The following is a 12,529-nucleotide window of genomic DNA, read 5'->3' as shown; positions in this document are numbered from 1 at the left end:
ATTAGAAATGATTATGTATAGGTATAGAATAGAATGTGCAGGTACTTCATTGCGTTGCTGACAACCATACGAAGCCGCAATATGCTACAATGTACTATACTTCAACACGAAGAGAACGGATGGGGGAAACGTAAACATGTCTACACCTACAGGTTTTATGGAGTATAAACGGCAGCTCCCAGGTGATCGGGATCCTGAGCAGCGGGTAAAGGACTGGGAAGAATTCCACCATCATTTATCCGAGGACGAGCTTCGGACACAGGGCGCACGCTGTATGGATTGCGGAACCCCCTATTGCCATACAGGTATTGATATGGCTGGCGGGACCTCAGGTTGTCCAGTACACAATTTAATTCCGGAGTGGAATAACTTGGTGTATCGTGGACTCTGGAAAGAAGCACTGGAACGTCTGCATAAGACAAACAACTTTCCTGAATTCACAGGCAGTATTTGTCCCGCCCCATGTGAAGGCTCTTGCACAGTGGGTCTGATCGGACAGCCGGTAACCATCAAAACAATTGAACTTGCGATCGTTGATAAGGGTTTTGAAGAGGGCTGGGTTGTACCTAATCCTCCTGAGAAACGGACTGGCAAAAAAATTGCAATTGTAGGCTCTGGACCTGCTGGACTTGCCGCGGCAGCACAGCTTAACAAGGCTGGACACACTGTAACTGTATTTGAGCGCAGTGACCGCATTGGCGGACTGCTGACATATGGAATACCTACTATGAAGCTTGATAAAAAAGTTGTACAACGTCGTGTGGATTTGCTGGCTGCTGAAGGAATTAACTTCGTGGTGAACACTGAGATCGGTAAAGACATTCCGGCTCAGCAGCTTGTTGATGAATATGATGCGGTTGTTCTGTGTGGTGGAGCTACTAAAGCACGCCGTTTCAACATTGAAGGCAGTGAGCTTAAGGGCGTTATGTATGCCATGGATTATTTAAATGGAACGATCAAGAGTTACTTGAATTCGAATCTGGAGGATGGTAACTATGTATCCGCTGAAGGTAAAGATGTAATCGTCTTGGGTGGAGGGGATACAGGTTCTGACTGTGTTGCCACAGCACTTCGTCATGGCTGCGGCAGTATCACTCAATTTGGTACACATGAAAAAGCGCCTCTGCAACGGGATCCGATTGCTAATCCTTGGCCGCAATTTCCGAATGTGTACAGCTTGGATTATGCGCAAGAAGAGGCGAAAGCTATTTTTGGTGATGATCCGCGTGAATTCTCAATCATGACCACTAAATTTGTTGGGGATGAAGAGGGGAACTTGAAGGAGCTTCATACCGTGCAGATCCGCCGGATCGTGGATGAGACAGGTCGTAAAATCTATCAGCCCGTTCCTGGAACAGAAGCTGTATATCCTGCTCAACTCGCTCTTATCGCTATTGGTTTCGATGGACCAGAGCAAGATATTGTTGAGGAGCTTAAACTGGAGACCGATCGTCGTACCAATGTGAAAGCACGTTACGGCAAGTTCAACACGAACGTGGATAAGGTGTTTGCTGCTGGGGATATGCGTCGTGGTCAAAGTTTGGTGGTCTGGGCCATCAACGAAGGTCGCGAAGCTGCACGTGAAGTGGATAAATATCTGATGGGCTCAAGCGTTCTTGTCTAGGCTTTAATTTAAGAAGCCGTTTCAAAAGCAGTTTACCTGCTGGAGAAGCGGCTTTTTTTTGGAGCCGACGCTTGACGGAAATATTATTTTCATATAGATTTAATACAATATTTAAATGACAAAAGCATTGACCAAGGACTTACGGTCCAAGAAGCGTTAGAACAGAGAGGGAACTCACCGGCTGAAAGGTTCCTCAAATACGTGTGGATGGTATCCTGCCTGGGTAGCTGCAGCGTACAACCGCTGCCGGAATCGGCCGTTATTCGATCGAGGATCGCCATGTAGACTATGTATGGGCTGGCGGTTAAATAAGGGTGGTATCACGACACATTCGTCCCTGACGAATGTGTCTTTTTGCGTTTAGAGCGTTCATTTTTTAGGGAGGGTACAAATATGCGTCAAAGTAATCTTTTATTAACAACTCTGCGTGAGGCACCTTCAGAGGCGGAGACAAGCAGTCATCAGCTACTGCTGCGTGCGGGATATATTCGCCAATTAGCAGCGGGTGTGTACACTTATTTACCGCTTGGAAGACGTGTTTTACGGAAAATAGAAGCGATTGTGCGGAATGAGATGGATTTCTCTGGGGCTCAGGAGGTATTGATGCCATCTATGCAGCCTGCGGAGCTCTGGAAAGAATCAGGCCGATATGAGGTATACGGTAAGGAGTTGATGACGCTTCGGGATCGTCATGAGCGGGAATTCATACTAGGTCCTACACATGAGGAAGTAGTAACCACACTCGTACGGAATGAGATCAGCTCTTATCGTAAACTTCCTATTACCGTATATCAGATTCAGACCAAGTTCCGTGATGAACGCCGACCACGTTTTGGACTGCTGAGAGGCAGAGAGTTTTTGATGAAGGATGCTTACTCTTTTGATACAAACATGGAAGGTCTCGATAAATCATATATCCAAATGTTCGAGGCTTATCACCGGATATTTGAGCGATCTGGATTGAAATTCCGTGCTGTCCATGCGGATTCCGGTGCGATTGGAGGCGAGGGCGGCAGTCATGAATTTATGGCGCTGGCTGAGATTGGGGAGGATACGATTGCTGCATGCTCCGTTTGTGATTATGCGGCCAATCTGGAACAGGCAGAGTCCGTGCGGCCTGCAAAAAATGAAGTTGTCATGCAAGTACCGGAGATAGAGAAGTTCCTCACTCCTGATTTGCGCACAATTGAGCAACTAGAGCAGGAGCTGGATATCCGGCCAGAGCAGATTATTAAAACATTAATCTATGAAGGTGACGGACAGATTTTTGCTGTTCTGGTCCGGGGAGATCATGAAGTCAATGAAATTAAGGTAAGTAAATATTTAGGAATGAATGAGATTAAGCTTGCTGACTATGAGGCAGTGAAATCCTTAGCCGGTGTAGAGAGTGGATTTGTAGGACCTGTGGGTTTAACGCTGACTGTCCTAGTAGATGCAGCAGTAGCAGATATGACCCAAGGGATTACAGGGGCGGGAGAAAAAGATTATCACTTCCGTAACGTAGTTCCAGGTAGAGATTTTGCGCTTGAGCATGTGGGGGATCTACGGAATGTAGCAGAAGGTGAAGTTTGTCCGCATTGTTTGGAGGGTATTCTGCATTTTCATCAAGGGATTGAAGTGGGTCATGTTTTCAAATTAGGTACTAAATACAGTGAAAAGCTAGGCGCTTCTTACTTAGATTCTTCAGGCAAAAGTCAACCTATGATTATGGGCTGTTACGGAATTGGTATCTCACGGCTTTTATCCGCTATTGCTGAACAGCATCATGATGAGGATGGATTAATGTGGCCAGCAGCATTGGCACCTTATCAGGTTCATATCTTGATAATGGCCGTCAAGGATAGTGAGCAGCGGACGGTTGCAGAAGGTCTCTATGATCAACTAACCAAGCTTGGCATTGAGACGCTGATCGATGATAGGGATGAACGCGCTGGCGTGAAATTTAAAGATTCAAGCTTGATCGGGATACCTTTATCAATAGTTGTGGGCAAGGAAGCATCTCAGGGAAGAGTAGAGTATCTGGAACGAAACACAGCGGAGAAAGAAGTCTTAGAAATTATGGAAGCTGTGTCTCGGATCAAAAAATTCTATTCACCGCTGATATAAATGATCTTTTTAATCTAATGAGAGTGCCAATGATCAGGGCACAAGAGTGCTGCTGGTAATTTCGTGAGAGTATTGCCTTTTGCCGCATTGATCTGTGCCTGGGTGAGAAAGAGAGCTTCTGCTAAATTAGCACCTCTGAGGTCAGTATCGCGAAAGTCTGCTCCAATAAGGTCTGCACCTCTGAGATCAGCATCCCTAAGGTCTGCGGCTATTAAATAGGCTCCTCTCAAGTTGGCACCTCTAAGATCAGCTCCTTTGAGCTTTGCTCCCATAAGGTCGGCACCTCGACTGAAATTCTTCGTGGATTTTTTTAGTTTACGACGAGCGTCAGTTCTTACAATTTCACTGACCTGCAACAGTAACATATTGATTTTTGCTCGATGAGCGGAAACATCCACCTTTATAAGAGCTTCAGGATTGAGTAAGGTGAGCTGTTCTGTTTCATCGAGAGCTGTTTGCAGCTCAGTATGGATTGTACGGGTTATTTCTAGGTTCAAAGATTCATGTAAATACCAAAGCAGCTCGTGCAAATGCCACATAATCGGAAATACCTCGAACATCTGCTTCGCAGTTTTCGGCTTTTTCCTCCAGTCTTCTCCAGCATAAGTGACTTGAGAAATCTTTTGCCCAGCTCCAAAACAGTCATAGACCGTACAACCACGGTAGCCTAATTCTCTTAGCTCTGTATGTACACCACAGCGAAAGTCCGACTGTAGATTGTGACACGGCTGTCCAGCGTCTTTGTCTCTAGCGAAATCTACGGAAGCAGCAAAAGGTAATGCGGCACAACATAAGCCGAAGCACTGCTCACAATCCGCCTTCAGGGCAGAGAGGCTTCGATCAGAAAAAGGTTCTGTAAATCTGTGATTCTCATACAAGGTTTGTTTCCCTCCGATACATGAATACGCTTATACCAACTTATTTTAAATCAAACGAAAGACTATGAAAAGTCCGGTCGATTAAAAAAAACCGAGGTTAATGTTATAATAGAGTACTGGACCTATTTTGGACTTAAGAACGAGAAGGTAAGGAGCGAATGTTTTTGAAGACACTTATTATTGCGGAGAAACCGGACATGGGGCGGAATATCGCCGCCGCAATAGAACCAAAGGCTAAAAATTACCGTTCCTATCTTGAAGGGGAGCAGTACATTATTACATGGGCAATAGGGCATCTAATAGGATTGGCTGAGCCGGATGCATATGATGTAAAATACAAAAAATGGAATATTAATGATCTTCCCATTATTCCGGACCAATTCAAGCTGGTTCCTAATGCGCGGACCATTGATCAGCTGAAGGTAATCGGAGAGCTGGCTAAACGAAGCGATCTGCTAGTAAATTCTTGTGACGCCGGGCGAGAAGGCCAGCATATATTTTCGCTCATTCAGCGGCATTTGAAGCTTGAACATCCTGTGAAACGGCTGTGGATTTCCGATTTGACACCAGAGACAATCCGCAAAGGATTTCAAGAGCTAAAGGATGGGGCGGAGTACGAGAATCTAACAAAAGCGGCAAAAGCGCGCAGTGAAGCCGATTGGCTAATCGGTATGAACGGATCACGTGCATTTACTACGAAACATAATGTGCTGCTGTCGGTGGGGAGAGTTCAGACCCCAGTACTTGCACTTATTTATGATCGCCAGAAGACGATTGAGGCGTTCTCATCTCTTAAGTTTTTTGAGGTAGAGGGCCATTTTACACAAAATGAAATGACTTATAAAGGTATGTGGCAGGGTGACCGGCTGACCGATGGTGAGAAGGCGGAGGCGCTGGCTGCCAAGGTCAAAGGAAAACCGGGACGAATTGACTCTTATGAGGTTAAGGAAACGAAAGAGTATCCGAATAAACTGTATGATTTGACGCTGTTGCAGCGGGAGGCGAATGGGAAGTACGCTTTTTCCGCTAAAAAAACACTCGATATCGCACAAGCGTTATATGAAAAGCATAAGGTGATTTCCTATCCGCGGACAAATTCTAACTATGTTACAGAACAGAATATTCCGGAGATGCATAAGACTTTATCTGCGCTCCAAGGGACGGCTTATGATGAATGGGTGAAAGGCGCGAATCGTAATCTCGTTTATAAAGGAAATAAATTTATCTGCAATCCCTCGAAGGTCGAGGATCACCATGCGATTTTGCCTACATATAGAAAAGCAACAGGGCTTAGTGCGGATGAGGGAAAGCTGTATGATTTGATTGTGCGGCGCTTTTTATCACAGTTCTATCCGGCTGCGGAATATAAAGTGCATACGGTTATGACTGATGTAGAGGACGAAAAGTTCAAAACTACTGTTAAGGAATTATTAAGTCTCGGCTGGAAGGTCATTTACGCGGACCAGAAGAAAGATAAAGCGAAGTCGTCCAAGGGAAAAAACAAGGATGATGAGGAAGACGAAGAGATTGAAGTGAATGAACCGTTCACAATTGCTCCGGCAGATGAAGTGATCTGTAGTGATGCGATTGTTAAAGAGAAGGATACACAGCCGCCAAAACACTATACAGAAGGCACGCTGCTTAGAGCGATGGAAAGTGCCGGAAAACAGATTGAGGACGAAGAGCTTCGGGATGCTATGAAGGATTCAGGGTTAGGCACTCCAGCCACACGTGCTGCAACCATTGAACGGCTTAAGAATGTCGGATACATTGAAATGCAAGGTAAAAAAATCGCCATCACGCAAAAAGGACGAACGGCTATTGAACTGATACGTGGAGCGGGCATCGAGCTGTTGACTTCACCTGAAATGACCGGCCAGTGGGAACGTCGCTTGAACGAGATATCCAGAGGAACGGCGTCGGACGGACAATTTATGGAGAATGTAAAAAGATTCGCCTGCATGATCGTGGACAAGGTTCGTGTGCAGTCTCGGGCGTCCAAAACTTCTTTTGAAGGGGAAACTCCTTCTGTGAATACAGGGGCTAAAGGTCGGAGTGGTGGAGGTACATCTCGTAAAACCAGCGATAAACCTGCCGCGCCAAGAAAACGTAAACCAGCTAATGAAGAGGAATCAGCAAATTCCGGTCCGAAAATTATCGGAAACTGCCCGCGTCCTGGCTGTGGCGGGATGATTTTTATGGGTAAAAAAGGCTACGGCTGCTCTCATTACAAAGAAGGCTGCAAGTTCGTGATCTGGAAAGAAAACCACGGACGTACCCTTACAGATACACAAGTAAAGGCATTGATAGAAAAAGGCCGTACGGGAAAGCTGAAGCTTACGAGCGAAGACGGCACCCCGCTGGAAGGCAAACTTGTGCTCAATAATATGGATACGGGTCAATTAACAGTGGAGTCATAGTCTAACTGGAAGCTTGAATGGATCATGGATGATTACAGCGAATTTGCACGTACAAAGCCGCTATCGGACACAGTTGATCTTAAGCGCGGGAATACATCCTTTTTGGACTGCTATCGGACCCCATAGTCGTTATGGGCGTAAAGGGCTATAGATGCACCGCTTGCGGGAGAATACAGCACTGGAGTCCGCAAACTTGCTCCAACGGCTATAAATTCGCCAATAGCGTCAGCAGGGTCCATAGTCATGACTATTAGTCAGACTCGCCGTATAGGGGATTTGGTTTCGGTGACAGCTGTGGGTGACCATATCTTTTACACATAAAATTCATTAGTAAAGAGTGTAGGACATACCTATCTTAAACGGGATGTAGTAACTTGTGCGCACAAGATATTATGATTACGTAGGGGGCTGATCTTCACTCTTTTTTTATCCTACGGGATAAATTCAAAGGTTACATTTTGATAGGGCAGTATAGTCACTACTAGAATGGAAGGAAGGATGACATCATGGGAATGCGTGGATATTACTTCGCAATGGATGACAACCTAGTGCAGCAAATTATTGCAGGCGACATTGCATTGAAGAGCTTGAAAATAGATGATTATCCCGGACTGGACATTGATAGATCCTGGGAGGCGATTCACTACTTGCTTTGTGGAGCTATTTCCGATGGAGATGCCCCTCTTGGCTATGTTGTTCCGCTGACGTCAGACAAAGGCATCGATTTTGGCTCATTCGGGGCGTTTTCCTTACGCGCTGAGCAAGTTGCAGAAGCGCTTCAGGCTATTTCTGAGCTGGATGAAGCGCAGCTCCGCTTGCGGTATGATTTCCCGGCCATGGTCAAGGAAGAAGTATATCCTCTTGAACCTGATATTGTTTCAGACGAGGATAAGGATGCGTTCTTTGCCTACCTGCTACAGCATTTTAACGATATCCGGCGCTTCTACAGCCAAACTGTAGCCGAGGGCAAAGGTCTCATCTTTTATATTTTCTGATTCTAACCAAAAGGCGATACACGTCTCCTGATTCCAATGAGCGCGATAAAAAAAGAACCTTGGACTGCTGAAGATTATGACGATTAGAGAAATAAATGACCAATGCGGGAAACAGTAGGTTCAAGTAATCGATGAGACGAAGAGGGGGAAACGGAAATGAAGACGATCAAGCGCATGATGGACCACCTGTACTGGGCGGACGCACGAATCTTGGAAGCGCTCGAGGAGAGTGAGATGAAGAACAATGACCTTCTGAAGCTGGTTCGGCATGTCGCGGTTGCGGAACGAGTCTGGCTGTCCCGATTGCAGGGCAAGGGCAGTGCGCAATATTCGTTATGGGAGGAAGCGGAAGACCTGACGGCGATCCGAACGATGTTCGAAGAAAACGCCGAGCAATATCGTGTGTATATCGAAGGGCTGGAGGAATTTGATTTGGACGTGATGATCGACTACGCGAACCAGAACGGAGTCCCGTTCCGAACGTCCGTCCGTGACATCCTGTCGCAGGTCATTTTACATGGGCAATATCACCGGGGACAAATCAACCGGGCACTGCGGATCGAATTGGCAGAGCCTGTCCAAGTCGATTACATCACGTTCGCGAGACTCTAACAGGGCCTAATCATCACCATTACCCGGAATGAGATGGGCATTGAACTTCTCCGATATGATCTAGTTTACTCACGCAGGCTCATGAATTCGTAGGATTTTACCTTTAGCTAAATGTGAGATAAGAAGGAAATTGAGGAGGCGGTGGCTTGGAACAACTGTAAGGGCATGTGATTTTCACTCCCATGTCTCAACGGGTCCGAGCCCTTTTATTTAATGCCTCCCGGTACTCCGTGCTTCTTGTCCATCCTGCGAATGCATGACACGCTTAAGCTGCTTGCGGAAATACTTTGACAGAACGATAGGGTTATACACCGACCACTAAGTGCAAAGAGGAAATCTGATGAGATTCCGAAATAGTAGGACCAAAACGTTTGATTTGTCATTGAATGATAACGTTGATATTTTCCAAGGCGATTTAAGGTACAAATATATCCTCTCCTCTCTTTTCCGCAAGTAGAATCAAGCAATGCAAATTCCATTACTCTACAATGACTATAGAGTGGTTGAAACGAGGTGAACAGACCAATTGTACGAGTGGCACAAGCAAATCCAAATAATCGTTAATGAAATTGACGAGTGTATTAAGAATCGTAACAGTGAAGCAATAACGCTACGATTTCTTTCTCACAAGTTAGGTTATTCCGAATTTCATACTACGAGAAAATTTAAGGAAATATCGGGAATGCAATTTAGGGATTATCTACGGCATAGAAAATTAGCCTTCGCACTAAAAGAGGTTCGGGATAGTGAAAAGAGCATTTTGGATATTGCTTTTGATTATGGTTTTTCATCACATGAAGCTTTTACCAGGGCTTTCAAGGGAACATATGGTGTAACTCCAAGTGAATACCGGAAAAAGCCTATGCCTGTCGCCCTTCGTACAAAAATAAACTCTTTCGACCGCTACTTTTTCGGATTTGGAGAGATTGGTATGATGAAATCTACAGATGATCTTAACATTTATTTTGTAACCATCCCCACTCACAAATTTTTGCACATTAAAAACTATGAGAGTAATGGGTATTGGGATTTTTGGCAAAAGCAAAGCCTTATTACAGGACAGGACTGCGAAACTATTTGCGGCTTACTCGATAGTATCAAGGGCAAATTGGATGACGATGGTGGGAGTGAATCTAACGGTGGCAGCGGTCAGATTATGGCTTACATTAATGACCCGGATGGCAGACTCTGCGATTGGGGTATTCCACGTACAGAGTGTTTTGGTGTACGTCTTCCTCTTGATTATAAAGGTGAAGTACCTCCACAAATGCTTATGATTGATGTTCTCGAAGCCGAGTATATTGTTTTTGAACATGGGCCATTCAATTATGAACAGGAAAATCGTAGTGTAGAGGAAAAGATGGAAAGGGCAATGGCAGCTTTTAATTTTGCAGACACTGGTTACTGCTTTGATACTTCCCCTGGGAGAATCAATTACGTGTATCACGATCCGGAGCGGTTTTTGAAGTATATCAGGCCAGTAGTGAAGTTGACCTCCAAGCTAATCGAAACAGATTAAGCAGGTGCTATGTGTTGATGAAGAAAATAAGCAGACTGTAGTGTAGTCTCCGCAATCATATAGTCGCATGATTAGTTGGATTATCTGCTTTAGAAGCAATATAAGTTTAGAGATCCCTATTGTTGTTTGAGTTATTGACAGAATATTCCTATTATCTTATATTAAACTTAATTAATAATTACCAAATGCGATGAAGAGGACAATTAGATCTGGAAACGCCGTTCAGAGAACTGCCGGTTGGTGCGAGGCAGCGGATATCCGAATCAAAAAATCACCTCAGAGCTGTCCCCCGAATTATAGTAGATGGGACCGGGATTCTACCGTTACAAAGAAGCATCGTTGTTGGACGATGGCTAAGAGGGCGTTTATTATAAACGTCAATCAGGGTGGTAACGCGGAGCAACTCCGTCCCTAATGGGATGGGGTTTTTTGCGTCTTCATTAATTAATTATTAAATTGGCAGGCGAAAAATCAACAAACTGTAAGAAGAACGATTAGTTCGAAAAATCTGGAAAAACGTTGAGCAGATGAAAGGGTGATATTGCAATGCAATTCAAGTTGTATACGGATGTGCATGAGTTTTACAATGATACCTATGGTATGCTGATGCGTCATGAAGCACAAAATTTGATTCCTCTTGGCAATATCATAATTGGGCATGAAGGAAAAGACAAAACAGACTGGCGTGACCCTGTAAATTGGCTTATGGTAACTATTTCAGATTCTAGGGGCATACAACTTACCGCCATAATGACACCGCCACACAATATTACGCTTTATGCAACAGACAACATAATAAACCCAGAAGCTATAAACTGTCTGATAGATGGGCTGAAAGACCGTGAAATTCCAGGTGTGATGACCGAAAAAACCTTGGCAGAGTATTTTGCCAAAGAATATACCTTGCGCAAGGGAATATCCTTTAAAACAATGATGAGCCAACGTATATATGAACTTACTGCAGTAAATCCAGACATTCAAAAGGTTGGTATCGTTCGATTGCTAGATGAAAAGGATATTCACTTTTTCCCATACTGGGCTGAAGCATTTTATGCAGCGGGGAATTATGGTAAAACAGAAATGTCCATCCCGCAAGATGCAGACCCTTACCTCTACCGAATAGCATCGAAGAAACTCTATATTTTAGAGGACAACGGGATACCCGTATCTATGGCAGGATATACAAGGGAAATGCAGACGGCAATTGGCGTGGCATTTGTTTATACCCCTCCATATGAGCGCGGAAAGGGTTACGCTACTTCAATTGTGGCGCAAATAAGCCAACTTGCATTGGATAAAGGGTTTATTAAGTGCGTCTTATATACGGACTTAGCAAATCCCACATCTAATAGCATCTATCAAAAGATAGGCTATATGCCAATTTGTGATTCGCTTCAGTTAAAATTTGAATAGTAGATTGATGCGGACAGAACTTCTACTACTTTAGAAAATAAGAGCACAATATTCACTATACGACGGCGCGTTTTGGTGATGTAGGTTCAACAGATATGCTTGCAGCTGCAGCTGTAGGTGCCAAAAGAATTCTCGTAGAGACAGGATGGAGTAAGCAGTCTCTGGAAAATTATCGTCACACATGGTATGAGCTAGCATCAACAGATTTTGTTGCAAAGGACCTCTTGAATTGAAGAGCTTGAAGGTCGATTGATCGAGCTTTGGGAGAAATATAGAGTTACAACCAAATCCAACTGTATAACTCCAGGGTTGACGAGTTATAAAAAAATGAGTTGACACAAAAGTAGTTAGGGACCATACTACATATATGAACAACAATAATAAAAAAATAAACGACATTGAGGCTATTCCCTCGCTTGTACAATCCAAGCGTCAGATTGATCGTTATAACCTAGACATAGACGCACAGGCTATACTCGTCGCGTCTAGGCTAATGGCAGCGGGAGCCATGCTTGGACACGCCTCTGAGATTCATTTCTCTAGATTCGGTTTATCAACAGGGCGTTATCGTTTATTGGCAGATCTTGAAGATAACGAAGGAGAAGAGTTGCCTTCGCAATTAGCGGAGCATCTAGGCGTTACACGTGCTACAGTGACTGGTCTTATCGACATTCTTGAACGAGATGGGCTAGTATCTCGGCGATTAAGCTCAGACGATGGCCGTCAGAAATCAGTCGTTTTAACGGAAGAAGGAGCGAAGAAGCTCCGTGAAATGGCTCCTGAGCATTTCGCTCGGTTGGAAGCGATGGTGGGGTTGCTCAACATCGAAGAACGCAGCGTATTTCTCGACTTGCTGGGTCGAGTTACACAGGGCATTTCAGCACTTACGGGCGAATTAGGCTCGAAACCAAAGGGAAACATCAGTAATGAGTAGAATTGGGCTAGTGAAGCTAGCCTTTTTT

General features: G+C 44.6%; 10 protein-coding genes and 1 other annotated feature. Of the genes, 9 read left to right on the top strand and 1 reads right to left on the bottom strand.

All coding sequences use genetic code 11. The features are described 5' to 3' along the window. Nucleotides 1-136: 136 nt before the first annotated feature. The gene (locus NSQ50_RS16870) at nucleotides 137-1,624 is read left to right on the top strand and encodes a glutamate synthase subunit beta (protein ID WP_036687677.1); all 1,488 of its coding nucleotides are present in this window, start codon (nucleotides 137-139) and stop codon (nucleotides 1,622-1,624) included. A gap of 393 nt (nucleotides 1,625-2,017) precedes the next feature. After that, complete coding sequence (locus NSQ50_RS16865; RefSeq protein ID WP_076141994.1) at nucleotides 2,018-3,730, top strand: proline--tRNA ligase; 1,713 nt, start codon at nucleotides 2,018-2,020, stop codon at nucleotides 3,728-3,730. A gap of 14 nt (nucleotides 3,731-3,744) precedes the next feature. On the opposite strand, the gene NSQ50_RS16860 is transcribed toward NSQ50_RS16865, so the two are convergent. Beyond that, nucleotides 3,745-4,608, bottom strand: a complete 864-nt coding sequence (locus NSQ50_RS16860) for a pentapeptide repeat-containing protein (protein ID WP_036687674.1) — start codon at nucleotides 4,606-4,608, stop codon at nucleotides 3,745-3,747. 164 nt (nucleotides 4,609-4,772) lie between these two features. Here NSQ50_RS16860 and NSQ50_RS16855 point away from each other — a divergent pair, with 164 nt between their 5' ends. The 7 genes from NSQ50_RS16855 to NSQ50_RS16825 all read left to right on the top strand — a co-directional run bounded on the left by NSQ50_RS16855 (nucleotide 4,773) and on the right by NSQ50_RS16825 (nucleotide 12,501). After that, a complete protein-coding gene (locus NSQ50_RS16855) occupies nucleotides 4,773-7,028 on the top strand; it encodes a type IA DNA topoisomerase (RefSeq protein WP_036687820.1) in 2,256 nt (751 codons plus the stop codon). Nucleotides 7,029-7,534: 506 nt separating this feature from the next. Then, entirely contained in the window at nucleotides 7,535-8,023 is a 489-nt protein-coding gene (locus NSQ50_RS16850) for a YfbM family protein (protein ID WP_076103932.1), read from the top strand. A 156-nt stretch (nucleotides 8,024-8,179) separates the two neighbouring features. Beyond that, complete coding sequence (locus tag NSQ50_RS16845) at nucleotides 8,180-8,635, top strand: DinB family protein (protein ID WP_036687671.1); 456 nt, start codon at nucleotides 8,180-8,182, stop codon at nucleotides 8,633-8,635. A gap of 526 nt (nucleotides 8,636-9,161) precedes the next feature. After that, on the top strand, nucleotides 9,162-10,154 hold the full coding sequence (locus NSQ50_RS16840; RefSeq protein ID WP_036687669.1) for a helix-turn-helix transcriptional regulator: 993 nt from the start codon (nucleotides 9,162-9,164) through the stop codon (nucleotides 10,152-10,154). Between the two features lie 181 nt (nucleotides 10,155-10,335). Continuing rightward, nucleotides 10,336-10,570: a binding site (T-box leader), on the top strand. A gap of 142 nt (nucleotides 10,571-10,712) precedes the next feature. Next, nucleotides 10,713-11,567 carry a GNAT family N-acetyltransferase gene (locus NSQ50_RS16835; protein WP_339279318.1) on the top strand — a complete coding sequence of 285 codons (855 nt, stop codon included), beginning with the start codon at nucleotides 10,713-10,715 and terminating at the stop codon, nucleotides 11,565-11,567. A 50-nt stretch (nucleotides 11,568-11,617) separates the two neighbouring features. Further along, on the top strand, nucleotides 11,618-11,800 hold the full coding sequence (locus NSQ50_RS16830) for an HAD hydrolase-like protein (protein WP_256715430.1): 183 nt from the start codon (nucleotides 11,618-11,620) through the stop codon (nucleotides 11,798-11,800). Nucleotides 11,801-11,934: 134 nt separating this feature from the next. After that, complete coding sequence (locus NSQ50_RS16825; protein ID WP_036687664.1) at nucleotides 11,935-12,501, top strand: MarR family winged helix-turn-helix transcriptional regulator; 567 nt, start codon at nucleotides 11,935-11,937, stop codon at nucleotides 12,499-12,501. The last annotated feature ends 28 nt before the right edge of the window (nucleotides 12,502-12,529 follow it).

This window comes from Paenibacillus sp. FSL R10-2788 (assembly GCF_038003885.1).
Classification (GTDB): Bacteria; Bacillota; Bacilli; order Paenibacillales; family Paenibacillaceae; genus Paenibacillus_AQ; species Paenibacillus_AQ odorifer.
The sequence above is the reverse complement of the archived record's forward strand: the minus strand, read 5'-3'. Positions and strand labels throughout refer to the sequence as shown.